16 protein-coding genes and 6 pseudogenes are annotated in these 19,612 nt (G+C 67.6%); 18 read left to right on the forward strand and 4 right to left on the reverse strand.

Translation table 11 applies throughout. The features are described from left to right. Positions 1-88 precede the first annotated feature (88 nt). From ASD25_RS15775 to ASD25_RS15805, 9 genes and pseudogenes are all read left to right on the forward strand, one after another. A complete protein-coding gene (locus ASD25_RS15775) occupies positions 89-1,600 on the forward strand; it encodes an MFS transporter (RefSeq protein WP_056618665.1) in 1,512 nt (503 codons plus the stop codon). An 81-nt stretch (positions 1,601-1,681) separates the two neighbouring features. Next, positions 1,682-2,872, forward strand: a complete 1,191-nt coding sequence (gene sucC / locus ASD25_RS15780) for an ADP-forming succinate--CoA ligase subunit beta (RefSeq protein ID WP_056618668.1) — start codon at positions 1,682-1,684, stop codon at positions 2,870-2,872. Between the two features lie 52 nt (positions 2,873-2,924). Further along, positions 2,925-3,259 (forward strand): annotated as a pseudogene (locus ASD25_RS32040) (succinate--CoA ligase subunit alpha); the annotation flags it as partial. A gap of 1 nt (position 3,260) precedes the next feature. Then, positions 3,261-3,927: pseudogene (gene sucD / locus ASD25_RS15785) on the forward strand (succinate--CoA ligase subunit alpha); the annotation flags it as partial. Between the two features lie 169 nt (positions 3,928-4,096). Beyond that, a pseudogene (gene sucA / locus ASD25_RS30525) lies at positions 4,097-4,921 on the forward strand (2-oxoglutarate dehydrogenase E1 component); the annotation flags it as partial. 1 nt (position 4,922) lies between these two features. Next, positions 4,923-5,260: pseudogene (gene sucA / locus ASD25_RS33225) on the forward strand (2-oxoglutarate dehydrogenase E1 component); the annotation flags it as partial. 1 nt (position 5,261) lies between these two features. Further along, positions 5,262-7,421 (forward strand): annotated as a pseudogene (locus ASD25_RS15795) (2-oxoglutarate dehydrogenase E1 component); the annotation flags it as partial. A 37-nt stretch (positions 7,422-7,458) separates the two neighbouring features. Further along, on the forward strand, positions 7,459-8,877 hold the full coding sequence (gene odhB, locus ASD25_RS15800) for a 2-oxoglutarate dehydrogenase complex dihydrolipoyllysine-residue succinyltransferase (protein ID WP_056618673.1): 1,419 nt from the start codon (positions 7,459-7,461) through the stop codon (positions 8,875-8,877). 84 nt (positions 8,878-8,961) lie between these two features. Then, a complete protein-coding gene (locus tag ASD25_RS15805) occupies positions 8,962-9,405 on the forward strand; it encodes a DUF2007 domain-containing protein (RefSeq protein ID WP_056618675.1) in 444 nt (147 codons plus the stop codon). 180 nt (positions 9,406-9,585) lie between these two features. On the opposite strand, the gene ASD25_RS15810 is transcribed toward ASD25_RS15805, so the two are convergent. Both ASD25_RS15810 and ASD25_RS15815 read right to left on the reverse strand, forming a co-directional pair. Beyond that, the gene (locus ASD25_RS15810) at positions 9,586-10,767 is read right to left on the reverse strand and encodes a CaiB/BaiF CoA-transferase family protein (RefSeq protein WP_056618677.1); all 1,182 of its coding nucleotides are present in this window, start codon (positions 10,765-10,767) and stop codon (positions 9,586-9,588) included. Between the two features lie 10 nt (positions 10,768-10,777). Next, entirely contained in the window at positions 10,778-11,044 is a 267-nt protein-coding gene (locus ASD25_RS15815) for a DUF6356 family protein (protein WP_056618680.1), read from the reverse strand. A gap of 141 nt (positions 11,045-11,185) precedes the next feature. Between ASD25_RS15815 and ASD25_RS15820 the strand changes: the two genes are divergently transcribed. The 5 genes and pseudogenes from ASD25_RS15820 to ASD25_RS15835 form a co-directional block, all read left to right on the forward strand. Further along, on the forward strand, positions 11,186-12,085 hold a 900-nt coding region (locus ASD25_RS15820; protein WP_056619216.1), incomplete at its 3' end, for an acyl-CoA dehydrogenase family protein. 1 nt (position 12,086) lies between these two features. Then, positions 12,087-12,442, forward strand: a pseudogene (locus tag ASD25_RS33230) (acyl-CoA dehydrogenase family protein); the annotation flags it as partial. An 8-nt stretch (positions 12,443-12,450) separates the two neighbouring features. After that, positions 12,451-12,657, forward strand: coding sequence for an acyl-CoA dehydrogenase family protein (locus ASD25_RS15825; protein ID WP_255356167.1), 207 nt, complete (start codon positions 12,451-12,453; stop codon positions 12,655-12,657). Positions 12,658-12,719: 62 nt separating this feature from the next. After that, complete coding sequence (locus tag ASD25_RS15830; RefSeq protein ID WP_056618686.1) at positions 12,720-14,036, forward strand: trypsin-like peptidase domain-containing protein; 1,317 nt, start codon at positions 12,720-12,722, stop codon at positions 14,034-14,036. A gap of 331 nt (positions 14,037-14,367) precedes the next feature. Next, positions 14,368-14,706 carry a DUF2794 domain-containing protein gene (locus tag ASD25_RS15835; protein WP_082572457.1) on the forward strand — a complete coding sequence of 113 codons (339 nt, stop codon included), beginning with the start codon at positions 14,368-14,370 and terminating at the stop codon, positions 14,704-14,706. A gap of 55 nt (positions 14,707-14,761) precedes the next feature. Here ASD25_RS15835 and ASD25_RS15840 read toward each other — a convergent pair whose 3' ends face one another. Continuing rightward, entirely contained in the window at positions 14,762-15,517 is a 756-nt protein-coding gene (locus tag ASD25_RS15840; RefSeq protein WP_056618690.1) for a Bax inhibitor-1/YccA family protein, read from the reverse strand. Between the two features lie 124 nt (positions 15,518-15,641). Here ASD25_RS15840 and thpR point away from each other — a divergent pair, with 124 nt between their 5' ends. The 4 genes from thpR (at position 15,642) to ASD25_RS15860 (ending at position 18,927) form a co-directional block, all read left to right on the forward strand. Then, positions 15,642-16,181 carry an RNA 2',3'-cyclic phosphodiesterase gene (thpR, locus tag ASD25_RS15845; protein ID WP_056618693.1) on the forward strand — a complete coding sequence of 180 codons (540 nt, stop codon included), beginning with the start codon at positions 15,642-15,644 and terminating at the stop codon, positions 16,179-16,181. Between the two features lie 8 nt (positions 16,182-16,189). Next, positions 16,190-16,717 carry a GNAT family N-acetyltransferase gene (locus tag ASD25_RS15850; RefSeq protein ID WP_235562751.1) on the forward strand — a complete coding sequence of 176 codons (528 nt, stop codon included), beginning with the start codon at positions 16,190-16,192 and terminating at the stop codon, positions 16,715-16,717. Between the two features lie 91 nt (positions 16,718-16,808). Further along, positions 16,809-18,044, forward strand: coding sequence for an NAD-dependent epimerase/dehydratase family protein (locus ASD25_RS15855; RefSeq protein ID WP_056619218.1), 1,236 nt, complete (start codon positions 16,809-16,811; stop codon positions 18,042-18,044). Positions 18,045-18,051: 7 nt separating this feature from the next. Continuing rightward, the gene (locus ASD25_RS15860; RefSeq protein ID WP_056618700.1) at positions 18,052-18,927 is read left to right on the forward strand and encodes an NAD-dependent epimerase/dehydratase family protein; all 876 of its coding nucleotides are present in this window, start codon (positions 18,052-18,054) and stop codon (positions 18,925-18,927) included. Between the two features lie 7 nt (positions 18,928-18,934). Here ASD25_RS15860 and ASD25_RS15865 read toward each other — a convergent pair whose 3' ends face one another. Continuing rightward, a complete protein-coding gene (locus ASD25_RS15865; RefSeq protein ID WP_056618703.1) occupies positions 18,935-19,549 on the reverse strand; it encodes an EipA family protein in 615 nt (204 codons plus the stop codon). Between the last annotated feature and the right edge of the window lie 63 nt (positions 19,550-19,612).

Below are 19,612 nucleotides of genomic sequence, written 5' to 3' on the forward strand. Positions count from 1 at the left end.
GTTCTCCTGAGCCGCCGCCCTTTTTCTTTGGCGCTGTACGAAAGCGCCGCTACCGTCCCAGCCAACAAGAAGACCGTCGGGGAAGATCATGACGACCACGGACACCGCCGAGCCCGCGATCCGGCCGGGCTATCGCTACTATGTGCTGGCCATCCTGATCCTGGTCTACATGCTGAACTTCCTGGATCGGCAGATCATCGGCATCCTTGCCGCACCCCTGAAGGCCCACTTCCAGCTCAGCGACCAGCAGTTCGGACTGCTGGGCGGCATCGCCTTCGCCTCGGTCTATTCGACGCTGGCCATCCCCATCGCCTGGCTGGCCGACCGTTTCAGCCGCGTCTGGATCATGACCGCGGCCCTGACCGTGTGGAGCGGCTTCACCGCCCTGTGCGGCATGGCCGGTTCGTTCGGCCAGTTGTTCCTGTGCCGCATGGGCGTGGGCGTCGGCGAGGCGGGCGGCGTGGCCCCGTCCTATTCGCTGGTCGCCGACTATTTCCCGCCGCATCAAAGGGCCCGGGCGCTGGCCGCCTACGCCTTCGGCATCCCGCTGGGCACGGCCGCGGGCACGCTCGTCGGCGGACTGCTGGCGGCTAAATTCGGCTGGCAGACGGCCTTCATCGTCGTAGGACTCGCCGGTCTGCTGCTGGCGCCGGTGCTGCGCCTGACGGTCAAGGATCCGAAGCGCGGCGGCATGGAAAGCGCCGCGGCCCACGCCGCGATCGCCGCCGCCGCCGCCGGTCCCGCCGCCTCTCGCAAGGTCGGCCTCTATGTCGCCCTCGCCCTGTTCATCGTCGCCGGCCTCTGTGCCGCCTGGGCCGTGGCCAAGGGGATCGCCCCCTTCCTCAGCGGACCCGGAACCGTCTGGATGTTCGCCGCCGGCCTGCTGGCGGTGATCGGCCTGTCGGTCTTCATCTCGCGCTCCACCGCCTCGGTGGTGATGAAGAAGAAGAGCTTCTGGCTGCTGGCGCTTGGCGCGGCCTCGTCCTCGGTGTGCGGTTACGGCGTCGCCGGCTGGCTGCCGCTGTTCTTCATGCGCAGCTTCGGCCTGACCCTGACCCAGGTCAGCTGGTACTATTCCGGCATCGCCCTTGTCGGCGGCATCGCCGGCATCTGGCTGGGCGGCATGGTCGCCGACAAGCTGGGCAAGCGGTCGAAGGGCGCCTATCCGCTGGTGCCCGCCATCGCCTTCCTGATCTCGGCGCCCTGTTTCATCCTGGCCATGAACTCGGGCTGGCTGATCGAACAGGTCATGCCCGGCGCCGGAGGCAACAGCGCCGCCGCCCTGACCATGGCCTTCCTGATCTTCCTCATCCCGACCGGGCTGAACCTTGTGTGGCTGGGGCCGATCACGGCGGCGGTCCAGCACCTCGTGCCGGCGCCCATGCGGACCACGGCCTCGGCCCTGTTCCTGCTGATCAACAACCTGCTCGGCATCGCCGTCGGCTTCTTCTATTTCGGCTGGATGAGCGATCTGCTGGCCCCGCGTTTCGGCGACGAGAGCCTGCGCTGGGCCATCTACACCGGCATGGGCTTCTATCTGCTGGCGTCCGCCCTGCTGATCGGCGCTTCGCGGACCCTGACGAAAGACTGGGTGGACTAGGGTGACGACACGGTTGCGCCTGCGAAGGCGCAGCCCCTATAAGCGCCGCAACTCTTCCCCAGCGTTGTGGCGGCTCCTCCCATGAACATTCACGAATATCAGGCCAAACAGGTCCTGAAGGGCTTTGGCGCGCCGGTCGCCGAGGGCGTGGCGATCACCTCGGCCGATCAGGCCGAAGCGGCTGCGAAGCAGCTGCCCGGTCCGCTGTATGTGGTGAAGTCGCAGATCCACGCGGGCGGCCGCGGCAAGGGCAAGTTCAAGGAACTGGGCCCTGACGCCAAGGGCGGCGTGCGCCTCGCCTTCTCGATCGAGGACGTGATCAAGAACGCGAAGGACATGCTGGGCAACACCCTGGTGACCGCCCAGACCGGCGACGCCGGGAAACAGGTCAACCGCCTCTACATCGAGGACGGCGCCGACATCGCCCGCGAACTGTACTGCTCGCTGCTGGTGGATCGCGAGCACGGCCGCATCGCCTTCGTCGCCTCGACCGAGGGCGGCATGGATATCGAGGCCGTCGCCCACGACACGCCCGAGAAGATCCAGACCATCGTCATCGACCCGGCCACCGGCGTGACCCCCGCCGACGTCGACAAGCTCAATGCTGTCTTCGAGCTGACCGGCGAAGCCGCCGAGGACGGCAAGACGCTGTTCCCCCTGCTCTACAAGGCCTTCGTCGACACCGACATGTCGATGCTGGAGATCAATCCGCTAATCGTCATGGAGAACGGCCGCCTGCGCGTGCTGGACGCCAAGGTCAGCTTCGACGGCAACGCGCTGTTCCGCCATCCCGAGATCAAGGAACTGCGCGACGAGACCGAGGAAGACGCCAAGGAGATCGAGGCCTCGGAATGGGACCTCGCCTACGTCGCCCTCGACGGCAACATCGGCTGCATGGTCAACGGCGCCGGCCTGGCCATGGCGACGATGGACATCATCAAGCTGTACGGCAAGGAACCCGCCAACTTCTGCGACGTCGGCGGCGGCGCCGGCAAGGAGAAGGTCGCCGCGGCCTTCAAGATCATCACCGCCGACCCGAACGTCCAGGGCATTCTGGTCAACATCTTCGGCGGCATCATGAAGTGCGACGTCATCGCCGAGGGCGTGGTCGCGGCCGTGAAGGAAGTGGGCCTGAAGGTGCCGCTGGTCGTCCGCCTCGAGGGCACCAATGTCGAGCTGGGCAAGAAGATCCTGAACGAGTCGGGTCTGGCCATCACCAGCGCCGACGACCTCGACGACGCCGCCCAGAAGATCGTCGCGGCGGTCGGCTGAAGCATCGCTTCGCCACCGACCGTCCCGCTGACCGAATAATCAGAGCAGACCCATGTCCATCCTCGTCGACCGCAACACCAAGATCATCGTCCAGGGCCTGACCGGCAAGACCGGCGGCTTCCATACCGAACAGGCGCTGGCCTATCACGGAACGAAAATGGTCGGCGGCGTGCACCCGACCAAGGGCGGCCAGACCTGGACCGGCTCGGGCGGCGAGACCCTGCCGATCTACGCCTCGGTGGCCGAAGCCCGCGATGCGACCGGCGCCGACGCCTCGGTCATCTATGTCCCGCCGGCGGGCGCCGCCGACGCCATCATCGAGGCCATCGAGGCCGAGATCCCCTTCATCACCTGCATCACCGAGGGCATCCCGGTGCTGGACATGGTNCCCGCCGGCGGGCGCCGCCGACGCCATCATCGAGGCCATCGAGGCCGAGATCCCCTTCATCACCTGCATCACCGAGGGCATCCCGGTGCTGGACATGGTCAAGGTGAAGCGCCGCCTCGAAGGTTCCAAGTCGCGCCTGCTGGGCCCCAACTGCCCCGGCATCATGACCCCGGACGAGTGCAAGATCGGCATCATGCCCGGCTCCATCTTCAAGAAGGGCAATGTCGGCATCGTCTCCCGCTCGGGCACCCTGACCTATGAGGCGGTGTTCCAGACGACCAACGAAGGCCTCGGCCAGACGACGGCCGTCGGCATCGGCGGCGACCCGGTCAAGGGCACCGAGTTCATCGATGTGCTCGAGCTGTTCCTCGCCGACGACGAGACCCAGTCCATCGTCATGATCGGCGAGATTGGCGGCGGCGCCGAGGAAGACGCCGCCCAGTTCCTGATCGACGAGGCGAAGAAGGGCCGCAGCAAGCCCATGGTCGGCTTCATCGCCGGTCGCACCGCTCCCAAGGGCCGCACCATGGGCCACGCCGGGGCCGTCGTCTCGGGCGGCAAGGGCGACGCGGAGTCCAAGATCGCAGCCATGGAAGCCGCCGGCATCCGCGTCTCGCCCTCGCCCGCGCGCCTCGGAACGACGCTGGTGGAAGTCCTCAAGGGCTGATTTCTTGTCCCGATAGCGGGACAAGAAACGTACGAATTTCACCCCAAATGGGCGATTTTCGACCCTTTCGCCCCCATTCGGTCATGACCGATAAGGAAACAGCGCCTATATCAGCGGCGCCGGTTGCGCGCAGGCGTGCGCGCACCGCTGCAAGGGACGTGACGATACGATGGCTGACGACGCCGGTAGGCTGAACCAGGTCTTTGCAGAGACCAGCTTCCTGTATGGCTCCAACGCCTCGTTCATCGAGGACCTGCACGAGAAGTGGGCCGCCGATCCGGCGTCCGTTTCGGCCGAGTGGCGCGCCTTCTTCGACCAGCTGCGGGACAACGCCGACAGCGTCCGCGCCTCGGGCGCCGCCGGCTCGTGGGGCCGTTCGGTCAACGCCGAGCCCACCGAGGCCTCCGCCGTCTTCGACGGTCGCTGGCCCGCCCCCAAGCCCGATCCGAAGAAACCCGGCGCCGCTCCGGCCGCCGCAGCCCCCGCCGCAGCCGCCCCGACCGTCTCGGCCGAGGCGATCCGCGCCGCCGCCCACGATTCGATCCGCGCCCTGATGCTGATCCGCAGCTACCGCGTCCGCGGTCACCTGCAGGCGACGCTCGACCCGCTGGGCATCGAGCAGGCGACCAACAACCCCGAACTGACCCCCGAGTTCTACGGCTTCACCGAGGCCGACCTGGACCGCCCCATCTATCTGGACGGGGTGCTGGGCCTGCAGACCGGCAGCATCCGCGAGGTGCTGTCCATCCTGCGCCGTACCTACTGCGGCAATATCGGCATCCAGTTCATGCACATCGCCGAGCCGGAGGAGAAGTCCTGGCTGCAGGCGCGCTTCGAAGGCCCCGACAAGTTCGAGCAGAACGCCTTCACGAAGGAAGGCAAGCTGGCCATCCTGAACAAGCTGATCGAGGCCGAGGGCTTCGAACGCTTCCTGCACAAACGCTTCCCCGGCACCAAGCGGTTCGGTCTGGACGGCGGCGAGGCCATGGTCCCGNTTTGGCGGCTACAACAAGCGCGACAAGTTCGAGCAGAACGCCTTCACGAAGGAAGGCAAGCTGGCCATCCTGAACAAGCTGATCGAGGCCGAGGGCTTCGAACGCTTCCTGCACAAACGCTTCCCCGGCACCAAGCGGTTCGGTCTGGACGGCGGCGAGGCCATGGTCCCGGCGCTGGAACAGATCATCAAGCGCGGTGGCGCCCTGGGCGTCGACGAGGTCGTCTTCGGCATGGCCCACCGCGGCCGCCTGAACACCCTGGCCGCCGTCATGGGCAAGCCCTATCGCGCCATCTTCCACGAGTTCCAGGGCGGCTCGACCGTGCCTTCGGACATCGANGTCGACGAGGTCGTCTTCGGCATGGCCCCCCGCGGCCGCCTGAACACCCTGGCCGCCGTCATGGGCAAGCCCTATCGCGCCATCTTCCACGAGTTCCAGGGCGGCTCGACCGTGCCTTCGGACATCGAAGGATCGGGCGACGTCAAATATCACATGGGCGCATCGTCGGACCGCGAGTTCGACGGCAACACCGTCCACCTGTCCCTGACCGCCAACCCGTCGCACCTCGAGATCGTCAACCCGGTCGTGCTGGGCAAGGCGCGCGCAAAACAGGCCTTCGACATCCGCGAGGCCCGGGCGGAGGACGGCGAGGCGGCGGCCGAACAGGCGCTGGACCGCGCCAAGGTCATGCCGCTGCTGATCCACGGCGACGCCGCCTTCGCCGGCCAGGGTGTGGTCGCCGAATGCTTCGCCCTGATGGGTCTGAAGGGCTACCGCACCGGCGGGACGATGCATTTCGTCGTCAATAACCAGATCGGTTTCACCACCAGCCCGCGCAACTCGCGCAGCTCGCCCTACCCGTCAGATGTTGCGCTGATGGTCCAGGCGCCGATCTTCCACGTCAACGGCGACGATCCGGAAGCCGTGGTCTTCGCCGCCAAGGTGGCCACCGAGTTCCGCCAGAAATTCCACAAGGACGTGGTGGTGGACATGTTCTGCTACCGCCGCTTCGGCCACAACGAAGGCGACGACCCGACGTTCACCCAGCCGCTGATGTATTCGAAGATCCGCGCCCTGCCTTCCACGCGCGAGATCTACTCAAAGCGTCTGGTGACCGAGGGCGTGATCACCCAGGCCGACGTCGACGCCGAGGTCGCCCGTTTCGAGGCCTTCCTCGACGCCGAGTTCGACGCCGGCAAGGCGTTCGAGGCGAAGAAGGCCGACTGGCTGGACGGCCAGTGGCAGGGCATCGGCCTGCCCGAGGGCGACGACCGTCGGGGCGCCACCTCCGTGCCCGCCGCCAAACTGGCCGATCTCGGCCACCGCCTGACGCAGATCCCGAACGACGTCGACATGCACAAGACGCTGAAACGCGTCATCGACGGCCGCCGGGAGATGATCACCACCGGCCAGAACATCGACTGGGCCACGGCCGAAAGCCTCGCCTTCGGTTCGCTGCTGGACGAGGGCTTCCCGGTCCGCCTGTCCGGTCAGGACTCGGTGCGCGGCACCTTCTCCCAGCGTCACTCGGGCATCGTCGACCAGACCACCGAGGCCCGCTACGTCCCGCTGAATCACCTGCGCGAGGGCCAGGCCGAGTTCGAGGTCATCGATTCCGCCCTGTCGGAGGAAGCCGTCCTCGGCTTCGAATACGGCTATGCCCTGACCGACCCCAATACGCTGGTCATGTGGGAAGCCCAGTTCGGCGACTTCGTGAACGGCGCCCAGGTCGTGATCGACCAGTTCATCACCTCGGGCGAGCGCAAATGGCTGCGCATGTGCGGCCTGACCATGCTGCTGCCGCACGGCTATGAGGGTCAGGGGCCTGAACACTCCTCGGCCCGTCTCGAACGCTTCCTGCAGCAGTGCGCCGAGGACAACATCCAGGTCGCCAACTGCTCGACGCCGGCCAACTATTTCCACATCCTGCGTCGCCAGATGCACCGGCCGTTCCGCAAGCCGTTGATCATCATGACGCCCAAGAGCCTGCTGCGTCACAAGAAGGCGGTCTCGACGATCGCCGACATGGCCGAGGGCAGCTCGTTCCACCGCGTGCTGCACGACGACGCCCAGACGCGCCCGGAAGTCTCCGGCATCAGGATCAAGGCGGACAAGGACATCCGCCGCGTCGTCCTGTGTTCGGGCAAGGTCTATTACGACCTGCTGGACCGCCGCGAGAAGAACGTGGCCGACGGCAAGGGCGGCGAGGACGTCTATCTGATGCGCCTCGAGCAGTTCTATCCGTGGCCGATGAAGTCGCTGATGACCGAACTGGCCCGCTTCTCCAACGCCGACCTCGTCTGGTGCCAGGAAGAGCCCAAGAACATGGGCGGCTGGACCTTCGTAGATCCGTGGCTGGAGCTGACGCTCGAGAAGCTGAACGTGAAGGCCAAGCGCGCCCGCTACGTCGGCCGCCCGGCCTCCGCCTCGACCGCCGCGGGTCTGATGAGCCGGCACCTGAAAGAACTCGACGCCTTCCTGACCGACGCCTTCGCCTGAACCGCCTTCAACTGACTAACGAGACCTGGAACCGACCATGGCCGACATCCTGACCCCCGCCCTCGGCGAATCCGTCACCGAAGCCACGATCGGCAAGTGGACGAAGAAGGCCGGCGACGCCGTGAAGAAGGACGCCGCCGCCGCGCCGTCCGCCGAAGCCCCCAAGGCCGAAGCAAAGGCAGCGCCGGCCGCAGCCGCTCCGGCCGCTGAATCCGCGCCCGCCGCCCCGGCCCCGGCCGCCGCCTCGGGCGGCGCCGTCCCGATCATGACCCCGACCATGGGCGAAAGCGTCGCCGAGGGCTCGATGGGAACCTGGTTGAAGAAGTCGGGCGACACCGTCGCCAAGGACGAGATGCTGGTCGAGATCGAGACCGACAAGGTCGCCGTCGAGGTCTCCGCCCCAGCCGCCGGCGTCCTGACCATCGTCGCCGAGGCCGGCTCGACCGTGACCCCCGGCCAGCAGATCGGCAGCATCGCCGCCTCGGGCGCCGCCTCGGCCGCCGCGCCGGCCGCCGCCCCCGCCTCGGGCGGTTCAGCCAACGCCGGCTCGGCCCAGATGAAGTCCGGCGATCCTCACCTGTCGCCCGCCGTCCAGCGCGTGGTGACCGAGAACAATCTTGATCCCAAATCGCTGGCCGCAACCGGTCCCAAGGGCAACATCACCAAGGCCGACGCCGTCGCCGCCATCGGCGCCGCCGCTCCGGCTCCGGCGGCCGCGGGCCCCGCTGCTGCGCCTGCCGCCCCGCGCGCCGACCAGCCGCGCGAGGAGCGGGTCAAGATGACCCGCCTGCGCCAGACCATCGCGCGCCGCCTGAAGGAATCCCAGAACACTGCCGCCCAGCTGACCACCTTCAACGAGGTGGACATGACCAACGTCATGGCCCTGCGCGCGCAGTACAAGGAAGTCTTCGAGAAGCGCCACGGCGTGAAGCTGGGCTTCATGTCCTTCTTCACCAAGGCCATCGTCCAGGCCCTGCACGAGATCCCGGCCGTCAACGCCGAGATCGACGGCACGGACATCATCTACAAGAACCACTACGACATCGGAGTCGCCGTCGGCACCGAGAAGGGCCTCGTCGTTCCGGTCCTTCGCGACGCCGACCAGCTGTCTCTGGCGGGGATCGAGAAGGGCATCGCAGCGCTCGGCAAGGCGGCCCGCGACGGCGCCCTGACCCTGGACCAGCTGCAGGGCGGCACCTTCACCATCACCAACGGCGGCACCTACGGTTCGCTGATGTCGACGCCGATCCTCAACGCGCCGCAATCGGGCATCCTCGGCATGCACAACATCGTCCAGCGCCCCATGGCGGTGAACGGCGAGGTGCTGATCCGTCCGATGATGTATCTGGCCCTCAGCTACGATCACCGCATCGTCGACGGCAAGGAGGCGGTGACCTTCCTCGTCCGTGTCAAGGAACTGCTGGAAGACCCGGCGCGGGCCCTGCTGGACCTTTAACAACCGGCCCGATCGAACCGAATGCGGCGGGCGTCCCGGGACGCCCGCCGTTTTCAATTGGCTGCGGCGTGCTAGCTTCACCGTATGAGCCTCGTCGAGATCGCCCGTTTCAATGACGTCTACGAGGCCGATCTCGCCGCGGCGTTTCTGGAATCGCAGGGCATCCGGGTCTTCGTGACCGAGCGCCACCAGACCACCATCGATCCGCTGATGCAGCGCGCCCTGGGCATCCGCCTGCTGGGCGCCCTGTCGAACGTCGAGGAGGCGCGATCCCTGTTGAGCCGGGCCCGCGCCGGAGAGTTCGCCACCGACGAAGGCGACCACATCGCTCCAATGGACAACGGAACCCGGGCGGCCGGCGCCGTGATGGCGATCGCCGCCTTTGCGACCGGCGGCTTCTGGGGGACCAGTCTGCCGCGACGGTTTCGGGCGCCGTCCTGGCAAGGCATGCTGATCGCCTTCGCCGTCTTCGCCTTGGGCGCGGCCGCCATTCTGACCGGCGCCGAGATGCTTCTGAACCCGCCCTAGCGGGTCACGTCCGGATTTGACGTATGCGTATGCTCTTCTGACCGACGCCCCTTGGGCCGGTCTTTGACAATCGAATACGCGAGCCGCCGACGACCTCTTCAGACGGTGTTTTTCAGGGGCGGATGAGACTCATGAGACTCATGAGACTGTTTTTTCCGTCCGGACCCGCAGGCTCTGGCCTCAGGTCTTGAGCCCGCCCAGCACCTCGTCCGTATCCTGTCCCAGCGCCGGAGGGGCCCGGTCATAGGCGACAGGCGTCACGGACATCCGGATCGGCGAGGCCACCGTGCGCACCGGCCCGGCCAGGTCGGCCCGAGCCTGCGTCACCTCCAGCCCCCGATGCTTCGCCTGCGGTTCGTCGAACACCTGATCGATCGTGTTGACCGGCCCGCAGGGCACCCCCGCCGCCTCCAGCGCCGCCATCAGGCCGTGCATGGTCAGGCCCGCCGTCAATGCCGACAGCTCGGCCGTCATCGCCGCGCGGTGCTCGATCCTCCGGGCGTTGGTCAGGAAGCGCGGATCGACCCCCATGCCCTCCACCCCCAGCGCGCCGCACAGCGCCCGGTACTGGCCGTCATTGCCCACGGCGATCACCACCATCCCGTCGGTGCAGGGGAAGGGCTGGTACGGCGCGAGGTTCGGATGCGCATTGCCCATCCGCGTCGGCGCCTTGCCCGAGACGAACCAGTTGGTCGCCTGATTGGCCAGCATGGCCGCCTGGACGTCGAACAGGGCGATGTCGACATGCTGCCCCTGCCCCGTCGCCCGCGCATGCATCAAGGCCGCCAGAATGGCGTTGGAGGCGTAAAGGCCGGTGAACAGGTCCACGACCGCCACGCCCACCTTCATCGGCTCCGCGCCCGGTGCGCCGTCGGGCTGACCCGTGATCGACATCAGCCCGCCCATGGCCTGGATCATATAGTCGTAGCCGGCGCGGTGCGCGTCGGGCCCGTCCTGCCCGAAGCCGGTGATCGAGCAATAGACCAGCTTCGGATTGACCGCCGACAGGGCCGCATGGTCGAGGCCGTACTTCTTCAGCCCGCCGGTCTTGAAGTTCTCGACCACGACGTCGCAGGTCTTCGCCAGTTCGCGGATGACCGCCGCCCCCTCGGGCGTCGCCAGATCCAGCTCGACCGACTTCTTGCCCCGGTTGGCGCACAGGAAATAGGCGGCGTCGCCCTTTGACCCGTCGGCCTTGGTGGTGAAGGGCGGGCCCCAGTGGCGGGTGTCGTCGCCGACGCCGGGCCGCTCGATCTTGATCACCTCGGCCCCGAGGTCGGCCAGCATCTGCGTCGCCCACGGCCCGGCCAGCACGCGGGACAGGTCGAGGACGCGAACGCCGGAAAGAGGGCCGTGGGTCATGCAGGCTGCGTCAGAGACCCGGGTCCCAGACGCCCGCATCGCGCATGCGGCACTCGCGCGCCTCCTTCGCCCGGCCGTCCAGCTCCTCGGCCATGCAGCAGACCGCCCGGGACACCGTCGCCTTGTGCACGCCCGGAACCAGCGCATGCATGAAGGCGCAGCCGGCCAGCTTCAGCAGGCGGAAGCCGAATCGCGACGAGGCCGCCATGTGGTGGAGATAGCTCTCCTCCACCTCTCGCGGGTGATCGACGAACAGACGGTTCAGCGTGCGGATCATGGCGTCAGTCTAGCTTGCGACGAGCCGGCCCACTACCCGTCCGGGCCATTCTGGCCTAAACCGCGCGTCAGAACAGGGGGCCGGCGGTCAATTCCGCTCACGATCGCGCAAGGCCCCGGACACGCTCAGGAAAGACGACCCATGGCCGACGGCGCCCCCGCTTCGCACAAGACCTTCCGCTGGGACGACCCGCTGGACCTGTCCGGCCGCCTGACCGACGACGAGCGGATGATCCAGGACGCGGCCCGGGCCTATGCCCGCGAGAAGCTGCTGCCCCGCGTGGTCGAGGCCTTCCGCGACGAGACCTTCGACCGGGCCATCATGACCGAGCTGGGCGAGATGGGCTTCCTCGGCGCCATGCTGCCGGAACAGTACGGCGGCTCCTCGGTCAGCCACGTCGCCTATGGCCTGATCGCGCGCGAGATCGAGGCCGTCGACAGCGGCTATCGCTCGGCCATGTCGGTCCAGTCCTCGCTGGCCATGTACCCGATCTACGCCTTCGGCTCGGAAGAGCAGAAGATGCGCTTCCTGCCCCGCATGGCGGCCGGCGAGCTGGTCGGCTGCTTCGGCCTGACCGAGGCCGACGGCGGCTCCGACCCCGCCTCGATGAAGACAAAGGCCGTCGCCGTGGACGGGGGCTACAGGCTCAACGGCGCCAAATACTGGATCACCAACAGCCCGATCAGCGACCTCGCCATCGTCTGGGCCAAGCTGGATGACGTCATCCGCGGCTTCATCGTCGAACGCGGCATGGACGGCTTCACCACCGACAAGATCGGCGACAAGCTGTCCCTGCGCGCCTCCATCACCGGCGACATCGGCCTGAACGACGTCTTTGTGCCGGAAGAGAACCTGCTGCCCGGCGTGAAGGGCCTGCGCGGTCCCTTCTCCTGCCTGAACAAGGCCCGCTATGGCATCGCCTGGGGCGCGATGGGCGCCGCCGAGGCCTGTTTCCACCTGACCCGCGACTATGTCGGCGAGCGCATGCTGTTCGGCCGACCGCTGTCCTCGCGCCAGCTGGTGCAGAAGAAGCTGGCCGACNATGGGCGCCGCCGAGGCCTGTTTCCACCTGACCCGCGACTATGTCGGCGAGCGCATGCTGTTCGGCCGACCGCTGTCCTCGCGCCAGCTGGTGCAGAAGAAGCTGGCCGACATGCAGACCGAGATCTTCCTCGGCTTCGAGGGCGCGCTGGCGCTGGGCCGGCTGCTGGATCAGGGGGCCTGGGTCCCCGAGGCCATCTCGATGATGAAGCGCAACAACTGCGGCAAGGCCCTGGCCATCGCCCGCGAGGCCCGCGACATGCACGGCGGCGCCGGCATCACCGGCGAAATGCACGTCATGCGCCACGCCATGAACCTTGGTGGAGGAAACCCGGCTGGCGCTGTCGGCGCTGCAGGNCGAGGCCATCTCGATGATGAAGCGCAACAACTGCGGCAAGGCCCTGGCCATCGCCCGCGAGGCCCGCGACATGCACGGCGGCGCCGGCATCACCGGCGAAATGCACGTCATGCGCCACGCCATGAACCTCGAGACGGTCAACACCTACGAGGGCGCCCACGACGTTCACGCCCTGATCCTGGGCCGAGCCATCACGGGCGAAAGCGCCTTCTAGGTTTCGCTTCGACAACCCGTCGTGTCCCGCGCTAGGGTCGGGCCATGACGGGAAATTCAGCGATGCGGCGTTTCAATCTTCGGGCCGGCGGACTGTCCATGCTGGCGCTCGCCGCCGCGGTTCCGCTGCTGGCGGCGACGCCCGCTGCGGCCCAGCAGTCGCCCGTGCCCTTTGACGCCCAGCGCGGGGTCTTCTCATTCGCCACCGGCCTCGAGCGCGCCCTGCCCGCCGTGGTGCAGGTGACGACGCTCGGCCAGTCCGAGGGCCCCAGCTCCGGCGAGAATGAACCCCGCCCCGTGTCCAGCGGCTCAGGCGCCATCATCGACGCCCGCGAAGGCATCGTCGTCACCAACAACCACGTGGTCGAGGGCGGGCGGAAGTTCACCGTCGACATGACCGACGGCCGCATCTTCGACGCCACCCTGATCGGCACCGACAAGGCCACCGATCTGGCCGTGCTGAAGATCGAGGCTACCGGCCTGTCGCAGATCGATGTGGTCAATTCCGATTCCCTGCGCACCGGCGACCTCGCCTTCGCGGTCGGCTATCCCTTGGGTCTGGACCAGACCCTGACCATGGGCGTGATCTCGGGCCTCGGCCGTTCAGGCATGGGCGACCGGATCGAGGACTATATCCAGACCGACGCGGCCGTGAACTCGGGCAACTCGGGCGGGCCTCTGCTGGACAGCCGGGGCCGGCTAATTGGCATCAACACCTCCATCCTGTCGGGCGGCGGCGGCGGCAACGACGGCATCGCCTTCGCCGTGCCCAGCCGCATCCTGATGTATGTCGTGGCCCAGCTGCGCGAGACCGGCGAGGTCAAGCGGGGGACCACGGGCGTCATCCTCGGCTCCCTGAACGCCGAGCGGTCGCGGGAATTCGGCCTGGGCATCGTGCGCGGGGCCGTGGTCGAGGACATCAAGCCAGGCTCGTCGGCCGAGCGGGGCGGCCTGCGTCGGGGCGACGTCATCACCCGCATCCAGAACCGGCCCGTGTCGAACGCCGGCACGGTTGGCGCGACGGTCGGCATGGCCGCGCCCGGAACCCAGGTCGAGGTCGTCTACCTGCGCGATGGCCGCGAAGGCCGCACGACCATCACCGTCGAGGCCCCGAGCGACCGCCCGGTCATCTCCGGCGCCGACGCCGTGATCGCCCGCGGCGCCGCGGTTCGTCTGGCGAGCGACGGGCTGCAGGTGTTTTCCGTGGAAGGCGGGTCCGCCGCGGCCGCGGCCGATCTGCAGGCGGGCGACGTGATTCGCTCGGTGGACGGTCAGGCCGTTGCAGACCTGGCCGCTCTCGCAGTGGCGATGGACGGAAGCGGCGAACGGACGCTGTCCGTCACGCGCGGCGAGGAAACGGTCGAAATCCGCCTGCCCTGATCAGCCGGACGCCAGACAGCAAAACGCCCGCTCTGCCGGAGGGGGGAGGGTGGCGGAGCGGGCGTCTCGCTTTGGAGGAAGCATCGGCCCGCCGGAGCCCTTGATGGAGAAATCCAGGAGGGGCTGGGGGGGCTGTTCAGGATCCGGAACTGCTCCGAACTCCAACGAGCCGATGTCCCAGACTTCACCTCGCAAGGGGGCGGGCGATGGGCGGAAGCGAGGCGATTTCGTGTTCCGGACGATTTCCGCCTGATGCTGTTCTTGCCGACACAGTGTTCGCCGAAGAGGCCTCAACGGGAGTCTGGCGTTTCGCGATCGTCGGCGTAACCTGATGCTGATGAGCGACGCGGCGGATTTGCAGTCACAGCCCGGGCCGGTCTTCTTCGACCGCAAGGAACTGGATCTGATTCTCAGGGTCTACGGCCGCATGGTCGCCGCCGCCGAATGGCGCGACTACGCCATGGTCGGGCACCGCGACGTGGCCGAATTCGCCGTCTTCCGCCGCTCGGGCGACGCGCCCCTCTACCGGATCGAGAAACGCCCCGCCCTGCGCTTGAAACAGGGCCAGTGGGCCGTGATCGGCGAGGGCGGGCATGTGCTGCGCCGGGGCCGCGAACTGGCCCATGTGCTGCGGGTCTTCGACAGCCGGAAATTCACGATCGTGGATTGAAAAAGGCCCCGGCGTTTCCGCCGGGGCCCTTCCGTGTCCGCTTGTCAGCGAGGCCTCAGCGACGTCCGCCGAAGATCGCCAGCAGGAACTGGAACATGTTGATAAAGTTGATGTACAGGCTCAGCGCACCGTAGCTCGTGGCCACGCCCATCGCGTTCTGGTTACCGCCCAAGGCGTAGTAGGTCATCTTCAGCCGCTGGGTGTCGTAGGCGGTCAGGCCCGCGAAGATCAGTACGCCGGCGACGCTGATGATCAGCTGCATCATCGAGTTCTGCAGGAAGATGTTCACGACCGAGGCGATGATCAGGCCGATCACGCCCATGATCAGGAAGCTGCCGAAGCCGGTCAGGTCCTTCTTGGTCGTGTAGCCGAACAGGCTCAGCGCGCCGAAGGCGGCGGCCGTGATCAGGAAGGTCTGGACCACCGAGGCACCGGTGTACATCAGCACCACCGTACCCATCGAGGCGCCGATCAGCGCCACGATCAACCAGTACAGCGCGCTGGCGCCGCCCGAAGTCGGGTTCTTCATCACGAAGTTGGAGCCGAGCAGGATCACCAGCGGCGAGAAGGCCACGATCATCCCCAGCATGGTCAGACCCGTCAGGCGGGTCACGCCGTCAGGGAATACCGCCGTCGCGTACATTAGATCGCGAACCGGCGGGTAGGAACCGGTGATGTACGCCAGCACGGCCGACACCAGCAGGCCCAGGGCCACCTTGTTGTAAACGCCCAGCATGAAGCTGCGCAGGCCGGCGTCCACCGACATGTCGGCTGTCGCGGGCGCCGTATAGCCGTTTCTGAAATCGCTCATGGCGAGTTCGGTCCTCCATTTGACCGGGCGATCCCGGCCGATGCACAAATATCGGGCCGCTCCGCCCCTTCCGCAAGGAAAACCGGACTTGGGTCGGCCGTTCCCACCCGCTACCAAGGGTCGCATGATCCGGCTCTTCACCGCCCTGTCCGTTCCCGACGACGTGGCCGAGACGCTGGCGCGCCGCCAGACCGGCCTGCCCGGCGCGAAGTGGCGCACGGCTGAACAGTTGCACATCACCCTGACCTTCTATGGCGAACTGGACGGGCACAGGGCCGATGACCTCGCCACAGAGCTGGAGCGGGCCGCAGCTGGCGGGCCGTTCGAGATTGCACTGCAGGGCGTCGGCGCCTTTGGCGACGGTCACCGGACCCAGACCCTGTGGGCCGGAGTCGAGTCCAATGAACGCCTGTCGGTTCTGGCCAACCGCACCCGCAGCGCCGCCGAACGCGCGGAAATCCCCGTTGAACGCCGCGACTACCGCCCGCATCTGACGCTGGCCTATCTCAAGCCTCACGCCAATCCGGACCGCATCGGCGCCTGGATCGCCGGGCATAATCTGCTGCATTCGCCACCGATCCGGATCGACCGGTTCGGCCTTTACTCCAGCGTCCTGACCCACGACGGCAGCCATTACGAACTCGAGCGGGAGTATCTGCTTTGACCGGACCGGTGCTTGAAACCGAACGCCTGACCCTGCGGCCCATCGCGCTGGAGGATTTTCCCCGCTGGGCCGAGATGATGGGCGACGCTGAAGCCGCGAAATTCCTCGGCGGCGCGCAGCCGGCCGCGACGGCCTGGCGCGGTTTCATGACTATGGCGGGCGCATGGAGTCTGACGGGCGTGTCCATGTTCTCGCTGGTCGAACGGGAGACCGGCCGGTGGGTCGGCCGCATCGGCCCCTGGCAGCCTCATGGGTGGCCGGGAACGGAGGTCGGCTGGGGCTTGCACCCGGACGCCCAGGGCAAGGGCTATGGCGTAGAGGCGGCGACGGCGGCGATCGACTACGCCTTCGACGTCCTGGGCTGGACCGAGGTCATCCACTGCATCGACCCGGAGAACATCCCCTCGCAACGGCTGGCCGAGCGCATCGGCTCGCGCAATCAGGGTCCGACCCGGTTGCCGCCGCCCTTCCATGAGCTGACCATCGACCGGTGGGGCCAGAGCCGCGAGGAATGGCGCGCGCGGAAACGAGGCTGAACCCGCCGACGCCGCTCGCGCGTTAGACGGTCAAGCTTTGACCCCGCCCCGCCATCCGCTAGGCAGGTGTCATAATTACAAGGGATGCATGATGCGCGTACTGGTTCTGGGCGGCGACGGTTTCTGCGGCTGGCCGACAGCCTTGCACCTGTCGGCGCGGGGCTGGGATGTCTGCGTCGTCGACAACCTGAGCCGGCGCAACATCGACAATGAGCTGGAGGTCCAGTCCCTGACCCCCATCCGGACGATGGGCGAGCGGATCGCCGCCTGGACGGATGTCAGCGGCAAGACCATCGAGTTCGTCAACATGACGGTCGGCAAGGAGTTCGACCGGCTGGTCGCGCTGATCAAGGAATGGAAGCCCGACAGCGTCGTCCACTTCGCCGAACAGCGCGCCGCGCCCTATTCGATGAAGTCGGCCCGGCACAAGCTCTACACCGTCGACAACAATCTGAACGCCACCAACCACCTGTTGGCGGCCATCGTCGAGAGCGGGCTGGACGTGCATCTGGCCCACCTCGGCACCATGGGGGTGTACGGCTACACCACCGCCGGCCTGCGCATCCCCGAGGGCTATCTGAAGGTCACGGTCGACACCGATTTCGGCCCGGCCGAGCAGGAGATCCTGTTCCCGCCGAACCCCGGCTCGATCTACCACATGACCAAGACGCAGGACGCCCTGCTGTTCCAGTTCTACGCCAAGAACGACGGCGTTCGGATCACCGACCTCCACCAGGGCATCGTCTGGGGCGCCCAGACCGAGGAGACGCGTCTGGACGAGCGGCTGATCAACCGGTTCGACTATGACGGGGACTACGGCACGGTCCTGAACCGGTTCCTCATGCAGGCGGCGGTGGGCTACCCCCTGACCGTGCACGGCACCGGCGGGCAGACGCGGGCCTTCATCCACATCCAGGACACAGTGCGCTGCGTCGAACTGGCGCTGGCCAATCCGCCCAAGTCCGGCGAGCGGGTCAAGATCCTGAACCAGATGACCGAGAGCCGCCGGGTGCGCGACCTGGCCGCCATGATCGCCGACATGACCGGCGCCGAGATCCACAACGTCCCCAATCCCCGCCTGGAAGCCGACGAGAACGAACTCGTCGTCGCCAACGACCAGTTCCGCGAACTGGGTCTCAAGCCGATCACCCTGGCCGAGGGTCTGATGCAGGACGTGACCGAGATCGCCCGCCGCTATGCCGACAGGGCTGACCTGACCAAGGTGCCCTGCGTGTCCAGCTGGAACAGCAAGCGCGCGAAGGCGGTGCAGAGCGAACCCACTGTCACCGTCCCGCCCAAGGCGCCCGTGCACGCGCGGTCGGCCTGACTGCTTGATGTCTGAAACCCCTTCATCCCTGCTGGTCTTCGGCGGCGGCTGGCTGGGGCAGGCCGCGGCGCGGGAGATGCTGGGTCGCGGGGGCCGGGCGGCCCTGACCAGCCGCGACGCCGAAACCCGCGAAGCCCTGACGACCGATGGATTCACCGCCGTCGATCCGGCGGATCCGGCGGCGCTGGCGGCGGCGGTCGCCGACGCCTCCGCCATTCTCGTCACCGCCCCGCCCGAGGCCAACGGCTGCCCGGGGCTGAAGGCCCTGTTGCCCGCGATCACGGCGTCCGGGTCATGGCCCGACTGGATCGGTTACGTCTCATCCACGGCGGTCTACGGCGACCGCGCCGGAGGCTGGGCGCTGGAAGACAGCGAACTGAACGCCGCCAGTCTGGAAGGCGCCCGGCGGGTCCGCGCCGAACGCGACTGGCTGGACGCGGGACAGGGCATGGGACTGACGGTGCAGGTGTTCCGTCTGCCCGCCCTCTACGGCCCCGGTCGTTCGCCGCTGGACCGGCTGCGCGACGGCACGGCCCGGCTGGTGAGAAAGCCGGGACAGGTGTTCAACCGCATCCATGTCGAGGACGCGGTCTCGGGCCTGTTCGCCTCCATGGCGCGGCCCCGGCCCGGCGCGGCCTATATCCTGTGCGACGACGAGCCCGCGCCTGCGGACGTGGTGATCGAGGGCGCCGCCCGGCGTCTGGGCCTGCCCGTCCCGCCCGAGGTCGACTGGCACGATCCGTCGGTCAGTGACTCGATGCGCCGCTTCTATCTGGACAGCAAACGGCTCTCGAACGCCCGCGCCAAGGCCGAACTGGGCTGGCGGCCGCGCTATGCGACATGGCGCGAAGGGCTGGACGCCCTGATCGAAGGCGAGCGCTGAGCGACCTCTAGAAAGGCAGCAGGTTCCGCTGGCGGCTGTAGGCCATGGTGCCGACGTTGGCGCCGAGGCGCAGGCCGACCCCGGTGCGGATCGGAGCCAGGACGATGCCGTCGGCGCGCTGATAGTTCACGCCCAGACCGCCGACCAGATAGGCCGAACCCTCCACGCCGGGGTAGCGGCGATAGATCATGTCGGGGTGGAACAGGCCGTAGACGAGGGTGAACACCCGGCTGGCGTTGCCGCCGACATCCCAGCCAATCGAGATACCCTGCCAGAACACCTCCTGCGAGGCTGACAGATCCTTCATGTGCAGGGCGCCGCGGCCGTAGCGCAGGCCGACGCCGGCCGCGCCCGCACCCTCTTCGCCTGCGATATAGGCTGTCGGGCGGTCGCCCTGTTCGGCGAAGATGCGCTCGATGGCGCCGCCGATGGCCTCGGCGGCGATACCCAGTTCCCGCGATCCCGCCGCGACCAGTTCGTCCGCCGTATAGGCCTGGGCCTGCTGATCGGAGGCGATGGGATAGTTGGGATCGGTCGCCTGGCCGTTGGTGGCGCAGGCGGACAGGCCCGCGGCCCCCGCAGTGGCGGCGAGACCGGACAGGATCAGTTGGCGGCGGTGCATGGCGAATCTCTCAACGCGGGCGGGACAACGGGACCGTCGCCGCCTTTTGCGTCAGCCTTGCGG

The sequence above is a fragment of the Brevundimonas sp. Root1423 genome (assembly GCF_001426805.1).